15 protein-coding genes are annotated in these 16,730 nt (G+C 59.1%); 5 read left to right on the forward strand and 10 right to left on the reverse strand.

The annotated features are described in order from the left end of the window. Window positions 1-2: 2 nt before the first annotated feature. A complete protein-coding gene (locus tag ACQY5P_RS09495; protein ID WP_428410505.1) occupies window positions 3-497 on the reverse strand; it encodes a DUF3237 family protein in 495 nt (164 codons plus the stop codon). 47 nt (window positions 498-544) lie between these two features. Next, window positions 545-3,409, reverse strand: coding sequence for a TonB-dependent receptor plug domain-containing protein (locus ACQY5P_RS09500; protein WP_428410506.1), 2,865 nt, complete (start codon window positions 3,407-3,409; stop codon window positions 545-547). Window positions 3,410-3,585: 176 nt separating this feature from the next. On the opposite strand from ACQY5P_RS09500, the gene ACQY5P_RS09505 reads away from it, so the two are divergent. From ACQY5P_RS09505 to ACQY5P_RS09520, 4 genes are all read left to right on the forward strand, one after another. Beyond that, entirely contained in the window at window positions 3,586-4,101 is a 516-nt protein-coding gene (locus tag ACQY5P_RS09505) for a MarR family winged helix-turn-helix transcriptional regulator (RefSeq protein ID WP_428410507.1), read from the forward strand. Between the two features lie 189 nt (window positions 4,102-4,290). Further along, entirely contained in the window at window positions 4,291-5,739 is a 1,449-nt protein-coding gene (locus ACQY5P_RS09510) for a carotenoid oxygenase family protein (protein WP_428410508.1), read from the forward strand. Continuing rightward, complete coding sequence (locus ACQY5P_RS09515) at window positions 5,736-6,257, forward strand: nuclear transport factor 2 family protein (RefSeq protein WP_428410509.1); 522 nt, start codon at window positions 5,736-5,738, stop codon at window positions 6,255-6,257. The genes ACQY5P_RS09510 and ACQY5P_RS09515 overlap by 4 nt, the downstream gene beginning before the upstream one ends. A 38-nt stretch (window positions 6,258-6,295) precedes the next feature. Continuing rightward, window positions 6,296-7,156, forward strand: a complete 861-nt coding sequence (locus ACQY5P_RS09520) for an alpha/beta hydrolase (RefSeq protein ID WP_428410510.1) — start codon at window positions 6,296-6,298, stop codon at window positions 7,154-7,156. 12 nt (window positions 7,157-7,168) lie between these two features. Here ACQY5P_RS09520 and ACQY5P_RS09525 read toward each other — a convergent pair whose 3' ends face one another. The 3 genes from ACQY5P_RS09525 to ACQY5P_RS09535 are packed head-to-tail and all read right to left on the reverse strand — an operon-like array spanning window position 7,169 to window position 9,441. After that, a complete protein-coding gene (locus ACQY5P_RS09525) occupies window positions 7,169-7,579 on the reverse strand; it encodes a nuclear transport factor 2 family protein (RefSeq protein WP_428410511.1) in 411 nt (136 codons plus the stop codon). A gap of 1 nt (window position 7,580) precedes the next feature. Next, window positions 7,581-7,988 (reverse strand): nuclear transport factor 2 family protein, encoded by a 408-nt coding sequence (locus ACQY5P_RS09530; protein WP_428410512.1) that lies wholly within the window; start codon window positions 7,986-7,988, stop codon window positions 7,581-7,583. 55 nt (window positions 7,989-8,043) lie between these two features. Further along, window positions 8,044-9,441 carry a spinster family MFS transporter gene (locus ACQY5P_RS09535; protein WP_428410513.1) on the reverse strand — a complete coding sequence of 466 codons (1,398 nt, stop codon included), beginning with the start codon at window positions 9,439-9,441 and terminating at the stop codon, window positions 8,044-8,046. Window positions 9,442-9,566: 125 nt separating this feature from the next. Between ACQY5P_RS09535 and ACQY5P_RS09540 the strand changes: the two genes are divergently transcribed. Next, a complete protein-coding gene (locus ACQY5P_RS09540) occupies window positions 9,567-10,523 on the forward strand; it encodes a ketopantoate reductase family protein (RefSeq protein WP_428410514.1) in 957 nt (318 codons plus the stop codon). Here ACQY5P_RS09540 and ACQY5P_RS09545 read toward each other — a convergent pair whose 3' ends face one another. The 5 genes from ACQY5P_RS09545 to ACQY5P_RS09565 all read right to left on the reverse strand — a co-directional run bounded on the left by ACQY5P_RS09545 (window position 10,524) and on the right by ACQY5P_RS09565 (window position 16,702). Next, complete coding sequence (locus ACQY5P_RS09545; protein ID WP_428410515.1) at window positions 10,524-11,444, reverse strand: TauD/TfdA dioxygenase family protein; 921 nt, start codon at window positions 11,442-11,444, stop codon at window positions 10,524-10,526. It lies immediately after the preceding gene. Window positions 11,445-12,482: 1,038 nt separating this feature from the next. Next, the gene (locus ACQY5P_RS09550) at window positions 12,483-13,706 is read right to left on the reverse strand and encodes a cytochrome P450 (RefSeq protein WP_428410516.1); all 1,224 of its coding nucleotides are present in this window, start codon (window positions 13,704-13,706) and stop codon (window positions 12,483-12,485) included. A gap of 32 nt (window positions 13,707-13,738) precedes the next feature. Then, window positions 13,739-15,220 carry a sulfatase family protein gene (locus ACQY5P_RS09555; protein ID WP_428410517.1) on the reverse strand — a complete coding sequence of 494 codons (1,482 nt, stop codon included), beginning with the start codon at window positions 15,218-15,220 and terminating at the stop codon, window positions 13,739-13,741. Between the two features lie 64 nt (window positions 15,221-15,284). Continuing rightward, window positions 15,285-16,286, reverse strand: coding sequence for a Rieske 2Fe-2S domain-containing protein (locus tag ACQY5P_RS09560; protein WP_428410518.1), 1,002 nt, complete (start codon window positions 16,284-16,286; stop codon window positions 15,285-15,287). After that, window positions 16,283-16,702, reverse strand: a complete 420-nt coding sequence (locus ACQY5P_RS09565) for a GlcG/HbpS family heme-binding protein (protein ID WP_428410519.1) — start codon at window positions 16,700-16,702, stop codon at window positions 16,283-16,285. Before ACQY5P_RS09565 ends, ACQY5P_RS09560 begins: the two co-directional genes overlap by 4 nt. Window positions 16,703-16,730: the final 28 nt, after the last annotated feature.

Here is a 16,730-nt window from a genome sequence, read left to right on the forward strand (position 1 = left end):
GTTTACAGCATCACGAAGTAATGAATGCGGTTGGCGTTCGGAATCTTCTCCGCAACGCCGACAAAGACATGTTTTGAGAGCCACTCATGCGGGCCTTCGGGCGCTTCGAAACGCGGCGTGACGCGCATATAGTAGTCGGAAGGATCGACATCCTCATTGCGCGACATGCGCGCCGCCACATCGTCCGACGCGGCCCAGCGGTAGCCGCGATTTTGCATGTAGATGACGGCGCCGTCATCGGCTTCGAGCATATAGCGCGCGTCGAAGTCGATGACGCCGTTCGGACGCTGCAACGGGAAATCCCCGCCCGACATTGGAATCACTTTCCCATTGAGCCTCGGTCCGCTGATCTCGCCGCGCGCCGCATAGATCGCCGCCCGTGTGGCGCCCATCGATGTCGGCGTCACCCATTGCAGTCCCGCAAGATCAATCGAGATCGTAAAGGCGTACTCGAATTTCGGAAAGAATTGATCTGACGGGACGTTTGGATGGCTCATGACTTCCTTTTTTCGCCAGGGATTGGTCTCAGGGTTTTCTATTGGCGCTAAAACGTAACTCTGACGCCGACTTTAACCACACGCCCGAGAATGTCGTAAAGGGCGGGGTTCGTGACGCCGAAGCTGGAGGGAAGCTTGTTCGGCGGATCCTTGTCCAGCACATTGTCGATGGCGCCGTAAAGTCTGATCGTCGAATCGCCGCCGACAGACAAGTCGTAATAGGCGTTCAGATCGAGATAGGCGAACGCCGGCACCGAATTGTCGTTGATGCTGTTGGGAAGCGTCGGGTCATAACCGTCCTGGTCGGGCCCGATTTTCGTCACGTCATAAAGGCCGGACGCGATGTACCGCACTTTGGCGCCGACGCCGAAGACGTCGTTCGACCAGCGCAAGTTCGTGGTCGCCTGGAATTCAGGCAGGCCCGATTGCTGCGAAACCGGATAGCCGACCTGGCCGGCATAGTCGACTTCGCCGTTCGAATCGACAGTGATGAGGTCGAACAGATAGGTGCCGTAGGCGTTGAGCGCGAGCTCGCCGCTGAACACAGGCGCCGAATATCCGAGCTCGAAATCGATGCCGCGCGTTTTGATGCTGTTCAGGTTGAGGCCGACCGAGCGAACCGATTGGAGCGCGCCGCCGGGCGTGCGCGTGATCAGATCGCAGAAATCGAGCGCGCCGCCGAAACATCTGTCGACAATGACCTGTGCGCCGACGCTGGCGATCGCGCCATCGACGTCAATGTCGAAGTAATCCGCCGACAAGCGCACGTCGCCAATGCTCAGCACGGCGCCCGCCGTGAAGGTTTTTGCAATCTCCGGATTAAGATCCGCGTTGCCGCCGCTGAAGATCTGAGTCAGCGAGGAGACGCCGCCATTCTCAGGATCCGTCAGGAAGTTGAAGCTGGCGCCCGTTGGATTATAGAGCTCGAAGAAATTCGGCGCCCGGATATCCTTCGACCGCGTGACACGCAGCGTCAGGAAGTCGGCAGGCTCCCACACGCCGCCGACCTTCCAGCTCGTTACGGTTCCGCTCGTCGAATAATCAGTCAGGCGTACAGCGCCGTTGAGATCGAGCTGGCCGATCGCGCTGTCGGACGCTGCAAGCGGCACGCCAGCCTCGAAGAAGCCTTCCTTCACCTTGACGGCCGGACCTGAAATCGGACCGGCGTTGTTGGTGTAAAAACGCAGCTCCGTGGAAATCGGATCGGCCTCGCCGGTCACGTCTTCAACGCGATATTCGACGCCTGTCGCGACCGAGACCGGCCCCGCCCAGAGTTCGAACAGATCGCCGGCGACGGTGAGCGCGGCGACATGCTGCGACAGCTCGTTGCGCTGATCGGCGGTGCCGAAAGAATAACCGGTGTTCGCCGGATCGAAGTTGTACTCGCCGAGAATGTTCAGCGGCAAACAGCCTTCGACGAGCGGGTTGGTTGGATCGGTTAGCGTCGAACGGCAGACGATGTTGCCGTTGGGCATTCCGCCAAGGAACTCGCCCTCGTCCACCGCATCGACGGCGCGTGCGAAGTTAGAGGTGATCAGCGTGTTGTAACCGATCTGGTGGTATTTCGTTCTGCCGAATTGATAGTACCCGTCCAGCGACCAGCTTCCGCCCAGCGAAGCCTCAAAGCCCGTCACCGCCCGGAAGGTGTTTCTGTCCACCGTTCCGAAGGAAGGGCCGAAATCATTAGTGATGCGCCCGAGACCGAACGACGTCACGCCTGCGCCGTCCATGGCGGCCGCGAGTTCGGGTGAAAGATAGGGGTTATCGCGGTAAATCGTCGGCGCCGTGCCGAAGAACAATCGCCCCTGCGCCGAGGTCGAGTATGCGCTCACATCAGCGTAGGACGCTTCCGCAAAAAGATTGACCGCTTCCGTCACCTGATATTCAGCGCGCCCCATAAGCGAATACCGCTCGACCGGCGCATAAAGCGGGAAGAACTGATAGAAAGCGTGTTGCGGATCGGCGCTGCCGCCGGACTGGAAAATCGGCGCGCCATAATATTCGCCGTAATCGTGCGGGAAGATGGAGCCGTCCGACGCGATTTCGGTTCCGGCCAGCGGACCGGCAGCGATGAGGCCGCCCCAGCTCGCCACCGAGGGGCGCACATTCGGCAGGATCAACTGCCGCGCAAGACCGTTGATCTGCGGTATCGGATTCGAGACCGGCCCGTAGCCTTCGCGGCACCAGTCGCGCTCATAGCAATCGCCGACGCCGTCATTGTCGACATATTCGCCGCCGATCAGAAAATGCCCGCGGCCGTCGGCGAAATCAGCGCCATAAGCGGCCGAGACGAGAAGCTCCTCGGCGTCGTTATTGTCGCTCATCCCGTATTGGACTTTGCCGTCGAACCCGTTGAGGTCGCTGCGCAGAAGGACGTTCACAACGCCGGCGACCGCGTCGGAGCCGTAAGCCGCCGAAGCGCCGCCGGTCACCACTTCGACCCGGCTGACAAGCGATGACGGAATGGTGTTGAAATCGACGCCGCCCGCCGTCTTGCCGAGACTGCCGCGCGCCGTGCTCGCCACAACGCGACGCCCGTCGATCAACACCAGCGTGCGCGAACCGCCGAGACCACGAAGGTCAAGAGTCTGCGCGCCAACTTCGCCAAGAAAAACACCGGTCGCCGCAGGCGTTCCCTGCGCGCGAAACGCCGGGAGGTCGTTCAGCGCATCCGCGACGTTGCTCTCAGCCGCTTTCTGGAGCAAATCGCCGTCGATGACAGTGGTCGGCGTCGGCGCCGAAAAACCGCTGCGCGAAAGGCGCGTGCCGGTCACAACGATCGTGTCGTCGCTTGCCGCGGTCGCGTCATCGGTCTGTGCGTATGCGGCGGAAAAAAACAAGGACGCCGCAACAACCGCCGGACTCGCGGTCATAGCCAAGATATTGGCGCAGCTAGATTTTCTAGGCTTCATGAGATCCTCCCTAAGCGCAAACTGTTGTTCTTTTGTTTTGTTTTGCGGAGTGTTGATATATCAACAACTTGAGTCTGACAAGGGGAGACAACTCTTTTCTATGGTTTTTCGCGCGAAATCGATGTTGATTGAGCCCCCGGAGCAACACACGGCTTTGAAGCCATGAAAAGTTAACGATGACGCGCCGCAACAATGAGCAGAATGAGGAACTCGCGGTCTGGCGCCTTTTCGGCCAGACTCATATTCCCTACCGGATCCTGTTTCTCGGAAAGATGCTGGACCGCCTGACGACCACACAGGTGAAAACGCTCGCCGATCTGACGCTGGCCGAATGGCGCGTGATTGCGCATCTCGGCGTCATGGGAAAGAAGAGCGCCAGCGAAATTTGCTCCGCAGCGATGCTGGACCGCGCGGAAGTCAGCCGGTGCGTAACGCGCTTGGTGGACCGCGGCCTCCTGAAGCGCTCCCCCAATCCGCGCAACAAGAAAAGCCAGCTGCTTTCGCTAACGGCCAAAGGCACGAAGACCTATGTCGACGTACAAAAACATCGCATTGGATTTTTCGGCTACCTGACCGAAGACCTTAGCAAGAAGGAGCTGGCGCAGCTCGACGATTTTCTCCTGCGCATCGCAAAGCGCGCGAACCGCATCGACGATACGCCCGAAAGCCTGACGCAACTCATCAACAAATAAGTCCTGATGCTGCGGCGCCGCGATACGCGCCCTGGTTTTGCGCGCCAAGGCGTTGCGCGCCCAGGCGTTGCGCGCGTTGACAGCGATGCCATTGTGTTGAACAATCAACATCAAGGCGCAGGGAAACGCTTCATGCGCCGCGCTGCCGCTGCGGGCGAAAAAATCTCTCACGCGCAAAAAAGAATCATCATGAGCATCGTCTTCTCCAAGACAAATCCGTTGTTTCAAGGCTGGGGGCGTCCCCTGCGCCTGGAAAGCAATATCGCCGGCCTTGAGCTGGTTTCGGGCAAGGTTCCGGATGGCATAAAGGGCTGCTGGTTTCGCGCCGGTCCGGACTGGCAATATCCGAGCGGCCGCGACGACGATATTTTCATCGACGGCGAGGGTATGATCCATCGTTTCGAATTCGAGGACGGCGCCGTTTCATACCGCAGCCGCTGGGTGCGCACCGCCCGTTTCGAGGCCCAGGAAAAAGCGGGAAAAGCGCTTTTTGGACGCTACAGAAATCGGCACACGAATGATGACTCGGTCGCTGGCGTCAGTATGGGCACCGGCAACACCAACGCGATCTTCCATGCGGGAAAACTCCTTGCCCTGAAAGAGGACGATCTTCCCTATGAGATCGATCCCGACACACTGGAGACCATCGGAAAATACGACCATCGCGGCGCCGTAAAGTCCGTGTGCATGAGCGCGCATCCGAAAGTCGACACAGTCGAAGACAAGTTGCTGACCTACGCCTATCAGGCGAAAGGCGATGCGACGAAGGACATCGTCTATTATGAGTTCAACAGCGACGGGACGCTCGACAGCGAGATCTGGTTCGACATGCCCTTCCCCGGCATGGTTCATGATTTCGCGATTACGCCAAATTACGCGATCTTTCCGATTTTCCCGCTGATTGCCGATCTTGAGCGAATCAAACAGGGCGGCGACTATTACGCCTATTATCCCGGCGAACAGATGCATGTGGCGGTTGTCCCGCGCAATGGCGCCGCCAAAGATGTGAAGTGGTTTAAGGGTCCCGCATGGACCGCGGGACACATGATGAACGCGTTCGAGGAAGACGGCCGCGTCTGCCTCGACCTCTGTCTTTACGACGGCAATTGTTTCACCTTCCTCAAGACCGATAAAGGAGAGACGACCGAATTCTGCCCGCCAATGCTCACGCGCCTCACCTTCGACATGACGGAGGAAAACAATGAGTTCTCTCGCAGGCGCATCATGCCGGTTCCCTGCGAAATGCCGCGCACGGACGACCGGTATCAGGGTTATCCCGTAAAGAACGGATTTGTGATCGCTTATCGCGGCCAGGATGGAACGAGCGCGTTAGGCAAAGTCGACATGACGACCGGCGAGATGAAGACCTGGTCGCCCGGCCCCCGCTCGTCGATCCATGAACCGCAATTCGTTCCCCGCTCGCCCGACGCGCCGGAGGGAGATGGATGGCTGCTGGTCATCGTCAACCGGCTCGATGACAATCACTCAGACCTTGCGATTGTCGACGCAACGGATATCGAGGCCGGCCCGGTCGCCCTGTTGCGGCTGCCGGTGCGGGTGCGTTCCACCTTTCACGGCACATGGGTTCCAGCCGAAACGCTGGAAACCGGCCATCACACAATGAAGAGGACCGCATGAATTCGACCTGCTGGCCCGACGGCGTTCCGGCGACAATGCCCGCGCAGGACCGCGCGGATATCATAGAGCTCTATGCGCGTTACGCCTGGGGGCTAGATCTCGCCGACGAGGAAATGCTCTTGTCCGCTTTCGCCGAAGACGCCTGGTTCGACCATTTGTGGCAGGGGCGCGTCCAGGGCCATGAAGCGATCCTGAAAAACATGCATGAACTTTGGGGCGAACGTTTTCACTGGTGGTTCGGGCGTCAGCATGTCTTCAATCATCACATCATGACCCCAACAGAAGACGGCGCCGCTGTGCGCTGTTTCTTCCAGATTCTTCAGTACAACCCCGAATACAAAAACAATTTTGTGTTCGGCGTCGGCACCAGAGAGGACAAGCTGGTGAAACGTGACGGGCGCTGGCTGTTTTACAGTCTCTACGTCAACGCCTGGACAAGCGCCGATGAAATCCCCTGGAAAGGCGCGCGCCCGCCCGCCAAGGGACCGAATAAAACAAAACCCGCCTCAAACTCATAAAGGCCCGCCGGCTGCGGCCGACGGCGTGTGGATCGGATATGACGACGATCATCGACAGAATTGCAGAGATCGGGTTTGAATTTACTCCGGCGCTTGTCCAGAAATCCATCGCGCTGTTTGCGCCCACGGCGCCCTCCCCCGACGAAGAGCGAGTGATTCGCGACTGCGCTTACGGCCCGCATGAGCGTCAGCGCCTCGATATCTTCCTGCCCGAAGGCGGCGGCGAAAAGCGCCGGGTCCTCGTTTTCGTGCATGGCGGCGGTTTTATCGGCGGCGACAAAGGCGCGCCCGGCGCGCCATTCTACAACAATATCGGCGCATGGGCGGCGGCGAACGGCATGATCGGGGTCACCATCACATACCGGCTTGCGCCGGATCATTCCTGGCCCGCCGGCGCTGAAGACGTTGCGGCGGCGATCGACTGGCTGCACGGCCATGTCGCGGAATATGGCGGCGAGCCGGATCGCATTTATCTCATGGGACAATCGGCGGGGGCAGCACACGCCGCCGCCTATGTCGCCCATGACAACTGGCGCGCCCGGGCGGCAAACCGGCTTGCCGGCGCCATCCTGCTGTCCGGCCTCTATGACGTCGCGCGCGCCGACCGAAACCCTTTTCAGGCCGCCTATTACGGGGAAGATGAAACGGCTTTCCCTTCCCGCTCATCGCTCGAAGGGTTCGCCATTGTCTCAATTCCCTGCCTCTTCACCATGGCCGAGCACGACCCGGCGGATTTTCAACGTCAGGCCGGCTGGGCGCGAGCGACATGGGCGGAAAACCATGGCGGGGATTGCAATTTCATCATCTGCAAAGGACACAATCACATCACCGCCGTCTTGCAGATCGGTGGTCCCGATGACGCGCTCGGACCGCGCCTTCTCGATTTTATCGGACGCTGAATACGCGCAGCGCTATTGTTCTTGATCGGCGGCGCGCATCCAGCGCCGCTCGAAAATCGCCGCGCGTATCTTGATGTAGACCCTGCCGGCGATCTCATAAAACACGAATGAATTGATGTAGAGCCGATCCCCCTTCGCCATCGGTCCGGAGGGAAAATCGGGCGCATCCGCCATGGCGGTGAATGTCGACTTCAACTCGGCTGCGAGCGTTTCGCCATTGCAGAGGCTTGAACAGATTGCGATCTTGCGTGAGGCGACGGCGTTCACTTTTTTGTAGAAATCGACAATCGCGTCGCGGCCGGCGAGTTCGCGGCCGGTTCCGTTCACCAGCCTTATTTCGGGCGAATAGAAGGTGACGAGTTTCTCGTAATCCCTGTTGTTGAAAGTGTCTATGTATTCCGCGAAACGCGCTTCCTCGCTCATCTCAGCGTTCCCGGATGACGGCGTAGCGGGCGGAACGAATGCGGGTGAACAGGCCCTTCTCATTCAAGTCGTAGAATACGAAATTGATAGCTTCCCGATGATCGCCCGCTTTCATCGGCCCAGGCGCAAAATCAGGCCAGTCCTTTTTGAACTTCAAAGTCGTGACCAGCTCGATGGCGATGTTGGTTTTCGATCCGACAAACGTCTTCAAAGCGATATGCTCGTCTATCCGGTCCATCACCATGGTGTAGAATTCGATGACCTGCGCCGGCCCTTTGAGGTTCGCGGCCTGACCGTAAAACTCCACGTCCGGCGCATAAAAGGCGCTGAACCCGTCAAAATCGTTGTTGTTGAAGGCGTCGAGATAAACTTCAAACCATTCTCTCGAGCCTATTTCTGCCTTGGTCATCGCGTTTTCCGGTCTCATGGCTGAAGCGGTTACGGCTTGCGAAAAACGGCGCGGCTCAGGCCGCGCCAGATTCGGTTTTGGCCTGCGCCTCTTCGTAAAAATCGTCGCGGAGCTTCCTGGCCGCCAGAAAGTACAAAAGCGCCGCAAGAAAGAAGATGCAGACCGCCACGTTTAGCGCCCGCTGGATGCCCAGCGCGCTCGCCTCCGCGCAGGCGGACATCGCCGCCTGACCGGCGCCGGCGATCGCGACGCCGCCGGGACAGGACGCATGGAAGTCGCCGTCGAATGCGCTGATCGCCATCAGGTCGCTCACCCCTCCGATGAAGGTGGGGCCGAGCCCGGAGCCTATCATCGTGTACAGCATCGCAAAGGTTGCAGCGCCCGTCGCGCGCATCCGCGGATGAAGGAGGTTCTGGATCATGCCCGATGTCGGCGCATAAAAAATCAGCAGCATCGAGCCGGCGATCACCAACAGCACCGTCGCCGCGACAATGTTATGGACGTTGAACGCCGCAAAATAGAAAAAGGGCGCAAGGGTGAGCCCGATGGCGGCCCCCCATGCAGGCCAGCGTTCATCGCGCTTCGAAAGCCAGTCCGTGCCGAACGAGCCGACCATCAGACCGATGGACAGAAACGTGGCGGAAATGAACCCATAATAAACCGCCGCCTCGCGCACGGGCATCTCGTAAGTGCGCGCAAGGAACACTGCGAGAAACTGCGAAATCGACGTCATCCCGAACCCGGCCGTCGCGCCCCCGGCGATAATCAGCATCAGCGAGGATTTCGACCGGACCGCTTTCAGGAAGGCAGCGAAATCGGGCGGCGGCGACAGGCTGGGACGCGCGCCGTCGGCGAGCCCCCGGCTCGGCTCCCGGATGAAGACCATCACCAGCGCAGCGGCGACCAGTCCGCCGACGCCGAGAAGATAAAACGCATGGCGCCAGTTGCTTCCGGCGAAGAAGCCCCCGACAAGCGATCCGGTGAGAATGCCGGCCGGTGTGCCGAGCATGATGAGCCCCATGATCGACGCACGGCGATTGCGGCCATACTGGTCGCCCACCATGGAGTTCACCGCAGGCAGAAACCCCGCCTCCCCCACGCCGACGCCAATGCGTCCGAGGGCGAGCCCCCAGAATGAAGAGACGAAGCCGCAGAAGAGCGTGGCGGCCGACCATAGCGCCGTGCAGGCGGCGATGATGATCTTTCGCGATTTGCGTTCGGCCAGCCGCGCAAGCGGAAGCCCGAGCAGCGAATAAAGAAACGCGAAGGCGAGCCCTTGCAACAGCCCAAGCTGCAAGTCCGTAAGCAACAACTCCGTCTTGATCGTTTGAGCGAGCACGGCGAACACTGCCCGATCCGCAAAATCAAACAAGCAGACGATGAACATCAAAAAGACGAACAGTCTCTGATAGGAAGGCGACAGCACGCTTTCGTCACTGGATTGATTTGACACGCAATTCTCTCTGTGTTGATTATTCAACATCTAGCGCGCCTCTCTCAGAAAGTGAAGCGCCCATTGGATAACCCGCCCCAAGTCGTTATTTGCACATGCAGCAAACCGGGGAGCCGCACTGCCACATGACGACGAAATTCGCATACCGGCAACATGATACAGGTCCTTCTATGTTCGTTTATATTCTCGGCGCGGGCGCCATGGGATGCGTCTTCGGCGCGAAGCTTTCCGCTGCCGGGTGGCGCATTCACTTAGTTGACGTAAATGCGAAGCAAATCGCCGCTATTAATGAAGCGGGCCTCAAGCTGATCGGCGAGAACGGGGAAAATAACTATCGCCTGCCCGCCAGCAATGCCGCAGATGCGAAAGAACTGGCCGATCTGATCATCGTCTTCACGAAGTCGCTCCACACGAGCGACGCCATCGCGAGCATGAGGCATGTCATCGGCGATAAAACCTATGTGCTGACCTTGCAGAACGGCCTGGGCAATGCCGAGAAAATCGCCGCCTTCGTCGCACGGGACCGCATTCTGGAAGGCGTCACAACCGTTCCTGCTGATCTTGTGTCTCCCGGCGTCGTCTCATCGCACGGCGCCGGCGGCGTCCAGTTTTATCCGCTGACCGCGGACCCCGCGCCGGTTGTTGAAGAAATTTCATCGGCGCTCGCAAGAGCCGGCATCGACGCCAAAGCCGACCCCGCCATCCGTGAGGCGATCTGGACGAAGGTCATTTTCAACGCGACCATGAACGCGACATGCGCGCTTCTGGATACGACGCCCGGCCCGCTCGGCGATCGCCAAGACGGTGTCGCGCTCGCGGCCGCGCTCGTTGAGGAGGGCGTGGCGGTGGCGGCGGCGAGCGGTTGCCCAATCGATGCCGCGCGCGTTCACGCCATGACGAAAATGTCCATGACCCAGCACCGCAACCACATTGCCTCCATGCTGCAGGATCTGAGGGCCGGACGGCGCACCGAGGTCGACGACATCAACGGCGCCATCGTCAGGCAAGCGCGCGCGCACGGCGTCAATGCGCCCATGCATGAAACGCTGTGGCGGCTGATGCGCCTTCGCGAAGATTTGTGATTATCTCGGCGCTTCCCCGGCGATCGTCGTCCGGTACATCTCCCGCCTGAACCCGTCATAGTCGTTCAGCGCCTGGTGAATGCAAAGACGGTTGTCCCAGAGAACGAGCGTGTTTTTTTCCCAGCGCAGGCGACAGATGAATGCCGGCTGGGTAATGTGCTCCACCAGATATTTGATGATCGGCGCGGCTTCCTCTTCCTCGAATCCTTCAAAACTGATGGCGTATGATCCGTCTACATAGAGACATTGTTCGCCCGAAACCGGGTGCGTCCTGACCAGCGGGTGGAACGCGCCCTGAATTTTTTCTTTCATGTCTTCCGGTAGTTCCGCCGCACCGCGCAGTTTCACCAGCTTGCCGATCGGGTCGTCGCCGGCCTTGCCCTTGCTTTGCGCGTTCGCCAGCACGTCGCGGATAGACATGTGAACCTTGAGCCCCTGGAGCAGGTTCTTCATGGCCGGGCTGAGGAGACGGTAAGCCAGCGCCGAGTTCGCCCAGACGGTGTCCCCGCCATAGGGCGGCACGTCGACTCCGTAAAGAATGCTGATCGCTGGCGGTCGTTTAAGAAAGGGCGAATCCGTGTGCCAGCCGGAGCCGAAAACCCATCCGGTTTTCGTGTCCGCCTCTTTGATGATCGGCTGCACGTTCCGGCTCCCGTCGATTCCGTCCGTATAGGCGTCGTCTGCGAACTCGCCGAAACGCGCGCTGAACGCTTCGAGCGCATGCGCATCGATATGCTGATTGCGCAGGTAAATCATCTTGTGACGGAACAAGGCGTCTTCGACCTCTTTAAAGGCGCTGTCCGAAAGGTCGGCGACATCAACGCCCTTGATCTCCGCTCCCATGGCCGCGCAATGGGGCGCCGCTTCAATGTGCTTATAGGCCCTCGCGGAATTGTATTCCCGCCCGAATGAACCGGTCATCGATTTCCTCGCCTGGGTCGCAAAAGGATCTTATTGTCAGTCGGGGAGCCTACCCCAAGGTATGTTGATAAATCAACATCATTTGATAAGGCAACGCGACGTTTCTTTAGAAAGCCCGGAAAACACCTTGCCCCCTTTTCAGATGTTTTTTGGAGCCCAAAGGGCCGGGCGTTAGCTCACCGCCAAACCCATAACTAAACAACTCGAAGAAGTCATGTTCAGGCCCTAGAACGCAGCTAATGCTCCAGCTCCAACGCCCGCTTTGAATCTTCGACAAATACCGCTGGATTACGATCTCCTTGAAATGTTCCGTGCACTTCCCAAAAATAGATCTTATCTCTTTGCAGGCTAGAGGCCGGATGCGCCGGTCGGATCCTTCAAGAGGAGCTATGCGAGCGCCGTCAAGACGGCGCATCAAGCGTAGGGGTGGCCTGTAAAGACCTAGCGAAAGCCGCATGCGACCTGGCAGGCCGAGCGCGGGACCAGCAAAAGCGTCCTGCAGGGCCTGATGGGCCATGCGCGCGCATCGCGCGTTACGCGGCAGTTCTACGTCCACATCTCCGACGAGGCGAAGCGCGCCGCGGCGATCACCTTGCCGCTCAAAACAGCAGGGCGCTTTAGCTTGGCAATATCTGGCAACGGAGGCTGACTCGCAAAAGGCTACGCACTCCGCCAAAATCAGCAAGCCAATGGAAAACCACAACAAAAAATGGTGGGCGCGAGCGACGAAAGTTTGAACCCATCATCTAAAGGCCGCGACCGCAGCCCGGCCGGTCAGGCCGCCCCGCCGGAGGCGATTGCGAAGCAATTCGCCGCGAGGCAAATGATGGTGGGCGCGACTGGGATTGAACCAGTGCCCCCTGCGGTGTGAACGTAGAAGTCTTCATAATTACCGCATTCACTTCGTTGCGTTAAACGATGCGAAAACAAAGTGCGCTAGCTTTGTTAGCTCATAATCAAACGATATTGACGTCGGATTGCGGCCGTGCACTCCCATGAACGGGTCAGAGGATCAGAATCGCCCGGCCGTTGGCGCCGTCAAGAGGATGGAGAAACCACAACTGGAAGCGACTCTACGGCGTGCAATGTGTTGTTGGCCCTCCTTCTGACCGGGCCCGCAATTTTTATTGATCCGCATCGCTCCATCAGGGCCGTCAAAATGAGCTGGCTTTCCAGTCGCGCAATCATTTGCCCCAAACATTGATGGATTCCGGCGCCAAAACCGACATGCCCGCTTGTGGATCGGGCGATGTCGAACGCATCAGGTCGGTCCCATTTCCGGGGATCCCGGTTGGCGGCGCCCAGAAACAGCAAAACCTTTGAATGTTCCGGAATAACCACGCCGCCGATCCTGACGTCACGCGATGTTGTCCGGAAAAACGTCTGCACAGTCGAATCCCACCTCAAGCTCTCTTCAACCGCCCTGCGTACGAGGCGCGGGTTGTCTCGCAATTTCTTCCATTGATCTGGAAACTGGGTCAGCGCATGTATGGTCGTTGCTATGCCATTGACGGTCGTATCGACCCCGGCGGACAGGAGCGACCGGACTAGGCGTTCGGCCTCTTCTGGTGTGCACGCCCCGCTGTCCGCAGCTTCGTAAACCCCCATTCCCCAGCCTGACTTGCACAAGTTTTCTCGTTTGCAAGCCCGTGCGACCCACACCGCGGCATCGCGCGCGGCGACGAGGCTCTCCGCCAGCAAGTCGTTTTGCGGCCCGAATGCGTTGAAGACGGTTGCCGCATAGACCAGCAGATGTTCGCGCCCGTCCTCCATGAGGCCAACCGCATCGGGAAACACCAACATCGGATAAACTTCGGATAAGTCAGCAACCGCGTCGAAGCGGCCGCGCGTGACGAGATCGTCGGCGAGGCTTTCCGCTCGCAATTTCCAGACCGGTTCGAGTCTTTTCAGTGACGCAGGCGAGACGACGGATTGCATGATGGCCCGCGTTCGCTCGTGCAGCGGCGGATCGGCCTCCAGCAGCAAGGATGGCGGGCGCCAAGGCTCTTGCTTGGCGAAATCCGATAGACCGACTCCCCTGCCGGAGAGGAATGTTTCGTGATCGAGGAGCGCCGATCTGACTTCCTCAAATCGCGCCATCGCATAGATTTCATATTGCGAAAGCCACACGACCGGTCCCGGGTCGCGCAACGCATCATGATTGGGATAGGGATCAAGAAGAAATTCCGTCGCAAATGGGTCGATGTCGATTATGGGAACATCCAGTGGCGCGATCCCGCCCTTCGCTTCCGCATTCTTCATGGACTACTCCTTACTCGGCAGGTCTGTCCCTGTCATTCGGGCTTGACGGCCGGTCTCGGCATGTCGTCAGGATTTCGCTCAAGGCCGAAATGGTCGGCCATTTCGCTTCCGACAAAACCGTGGGAATAAGAAAGCGCGTCGATGGGCAGCATTGTCGCGTTCCATGCACGGTATTTGCGCTGGAGCTCAGCGAATATATCAGGATGGCGCTCTTTTAGATTCGCACGCTCAAGCGGGTCCGCGACCACATCGAACAAGAATGTGTTGTCGAGAATTTTAAGATACTTCCAGCGTCCCGACCGGCACGCTTCCTGGCTTAGATTTTTGTAGCGCCAGAAGAGCGTCCGTTCCTGGAGGTCAGGCTCGCCCGCCCGTTGGAAGATATCAACGCCATCGGCCGGAAAATCGGGATGCATTTGCGCGCCGCAAGCCTGCAGAAGCGTCGGCGCCCAGTCCATCGAGATGACCATGTCGTTGCTTACGGCGCCCGCTTTCAGTTTTTCCGGCCATCTCACAATGGAGGGGACCCGAATGCCGCCTTCGAGCAGATGCGTCTTTTTTCCTGAGAATGGCCAGGTGTCGGAAAACCGTTCACCGCCATTGTCGCTTGTGAAAACGACGATGGTGTTGTCTTCCAATCGCGCCTCGCTCAGCGCCTTGAGAACGCGCCCAACCTGGAAGTCCATTCGCTTTACAATTGCGCCATAGGTCTCGAGATCGCCGCCGTCCCAATGGAGCAGCGCCGCCGGATTTCCCGTTTCGGCGAGGCGGCGGGACTCCGCCTCATCATCGGGGCCGGTCCAGGGCCAGTGCGGCGCGCTGAAGTGGAGGCTCAGAAAAAACGGTCGGTCAGACTTCGCCAAGCTCGAAATCATTTCCGTTGCGCGCTGCCCGAGAAGATCGGTCAGATATCCGTCCTGCTCGATTTGCGTTTCGCCATCCCAGAGATCGGGCGCCATGACGCCTTGATGAGTGAAATAGTCTATGGCGCCGCTGCGATAGCCCCAGAAATGATCGTAGCCGCTTTTGAGCGGGCCATAGTTCGGGAGTGAGCCCAGATGCCACTTGCCCACCAGCGCCGTCTGATAGCCGCGGTCGCGCAAGAGCGAAGGCAGCGTCGGATGCGACGGAGGCAGGCCCACATCGCGCAATGCGATCGGCTCTTCCAGCCCGACCGGGAGCCGATATTGATAACGCCCGGTGATCAGTGCGGTTCGGGTGGCGGAACAGACCGCAGAGTTCGCATAGGCCTGCAAGTGACGCATCCCGTCGCGAGCAAGAGAGTCGATATGGGGCGTTTCATATTCGCGGCGTCCGTAGCAGGAGAGGTCCGCATAGCCGAGATCGTCCGCCATAATAAAAACGATATTGGGCGGCGTGTCCGCAGCCGCCCTTCCTGCGCAAGCGCCTGCTGCGCCGACGCTTGCGGCGAGGACCGCTCGACGGGAAAGCCGCGTACGAGCCGATGCCGGCGAGAGGCCGGCATCGGTTTGGTCTTTGGGTTCAGTGGACATGTGAAATCAGCAATCTACATGCATCAGGCCGGCGCGCCAACCGAGCGCAACCGGCCTGCAACCGTTACGATATCATGTCGCGCGCAATATCTGTGCGCGGGAATTCGCGCACATAACGCAGGAAGGTCATCAACATTCGGTCCGTTTCCGTCAGAATGTCCTGACGAAACCTTATGCTGCGCATCACCATGTCGTCTTCTTCAAAGAGCTGACGACCGAAGGCGAGACCTTGCTGGATGATGGCTTGCACCATTTCATCCTCGCCCGGCGCGCCCGTGCTTTTCGCCGTCGCCGACATCATTGTGTGCAATGTGCGGTTGCCTGGAAGCGGCTTGCCTGCAGACATATTGTAGACATGCCGGCCCATCATGTTCCCCTCGAAGACGAGGCAGTTGGTCCCGAAAATATTCACGGTTTGCGTCATCGGCGGCATGCCCGGCATGGTCATTTCCTGCGTATAGCGCATGCGCCCGGGCCAGCGCTCGACATTTTTGGGATCGACCTCGAGCTCGATCTTGTGGACCGCACGAAGATGCTGGATATCCGATGAGTTCGAATAAGGGATGAAATGATCCACATTCGTCATGTGGTTGAACTCGACCTCAAAAGCCGCGTCGTCTTCCTTCATCGCGGGCGTTGGAACTTCATAGAATGGTTCAAGGCCATTGAAGGCCCAGATCACGCCCCAGCTCTCTTCCGTCGGAAACCTGAACAGCTTCGCCTGTTCCGGCGGCTTGTCGCCGGTCATGGTTTCAACGCATTGGCCTGTTGAGTCATATCCCCATTTATGGAACGGACAGACGACTTTTCCATTGACGACATCCGCGTCGGAAAGGTCCGCGCCAAGATGACGGCAATAGGCGCTAAGCACCTGGGCCTTGCCGTTGGCGTCGCGAATGGCGATGACGCGTCCGTTTAGAAACTCGGTGCCGAACACCTCGCCTTCACGAACATCTTTTGAAAGCGCGATCGGATACCAGTTCTGATCGTAGCCGCCGGCTTCGCCCTGTCTCGGCATCGGTTTGCCGCGCGTAAAATCGTCCTTGCTGATTTGTTCCTGGCTCATGACGCCGCGCCTCCTTTTTCACTTTCTTTACCCACGGCAAACGCTGCGATGGCGTGATCTTGCGCGTAGTGTCCGCCGGCGACGCCGATAGCGCCGATGGTCTGATCGCCGTCTTTGATGGGAACGCCGCCCGCCAGCGCCATGACCTCGGAATCGCCGGTGAATGCCGCAAGTATCAGCGGTTCCTTCGAGGCCAGATCCGCCATTGCCTGGGTGGGATATCCGAAATTCGCCGACGTTCCGGCTTTCCGAAACGCCACGCTGATATTCATGTAGCCGACGCCGTCCATGCGCGCCGCCGCCACCATGCGTCCGGCGGCGTCTACGACGACGGCGGCCACCGGCACATTCTGGCTGGTCGCCGCCGACAGGGCGCGCGTGAGCGCCGATTGTGCCCGTTCCAGTGTTATTGTCATAAAGTTCGTTCCTCCTGTCAGACAATCT

This window comes from Hyphococcus sp., assembly GCF_965267305.1.
GTDB lineage: Bacteria > Pseudomonadota > Alphaproteobacteria > Caulobacterales > Parvularculaceae > Hyphococcus.

Bases quoted from the DNA above. Each gene is read 5' to 3' on its own strand.
- ACQY5P_RS09495 (WP_428410505.1), bottom strand. From the start codon at position 497: ATGAGCCATCCAAACGTCCCGTCAGATCAATTCTTTCCGAAATTCGAG.
- ACQY5P_RS09500 (WP_428410506.1), bottom strand. From the start codon at position 3,409: ATGAAGCCTAGAAAATCTAGCTGCGCCAATATCTTGGCTATGACCGCG.
- ACQY5P_RS09505 (WP_428410507.1), top strand. From the start codon at position 3,586: ATGACGCGCCGCAACAATGAGCAGAATGAGGAACTCGCGGTCTGGCGC.
- ACQY5P_RS09510 (WP_428410508.1), top strand. From the start codon at position 4,291: ATGAGCATCGTCTTCTCCAAGACAAATCCGTTGTTTCAAGGCTGGGGG.
- ACQY5P_RS09515 (WP_428410509.1), top strand. From the start codon at position 5,736: ATGAATTCGACCTGCTGGCCCGACGGCGTTCCGGCGACAATGCCCGCG.
- ACQY5P_RS09520 (WP_428410510.1), top strand. From the start codon at position 6,296: ATGACGACGATCATCGACAGAATTGCAGAGATCGGGTTTGAATTTACT.
- ACQY5P_RS09525 (WP_428410511.1), bottom strand. From the start codon at position 7,579: ATGAGCGAGGAAGCGCGTTTCGCGGAATACATAGACACTTTCAACAAC.
- ACQY5P_RS09530 (WP_428410512.1), bottom strand. From the start codon at position 7,988: ATGACCAAGGCAGAAATAGGCTCGAGAGAATGGTTTGAAGTTTATCTC.
- ACQY5P_RS09540 (WP_428410514.1), top strand. From the start codon at position 9,567: ATGACGACGAAATTCGCATACCGGCAACATGATACAGGTCCTTCTATG.
- ACQY5P_RS09545 (WP_428410515.1), bottom strand. From the start codon at position 11,444: ATGACCGGTTCATTCGGGCGGGAATACAATTCCGCGAGGGCCTATAAG.
- ACQY5P_RS09550 (WP_428410516.1), bottom strand. From the start codon at position 13,706: ATGAAGAATGCGGAAGCGAAGGGCGGGATCGCGCCACTGGATGTTCCC.
- ACQY5P_RS09555 (WP_428410517.1), bottom strand. From the start codon at position 15,220: ATGTCCACTGAACCCAAAGACCAAACCGATGCCGGCCTCTCGCCGGCA.
- ACQY5P_RS09560 (WP_428410518.1), bottom strand. From the start codon at position 16,286: ATGAGCCAGGAACAAATCAGCAAGGACGATTTTACGCGCGGCAAACCG.
- ACQY5P_RS09565 (WP_428410519.1), bottom strand. From the start codon at position 16,702: ATGACAATAACACTGGAACGGGCACAATCGGCGCTCACGCGCGCCCTG.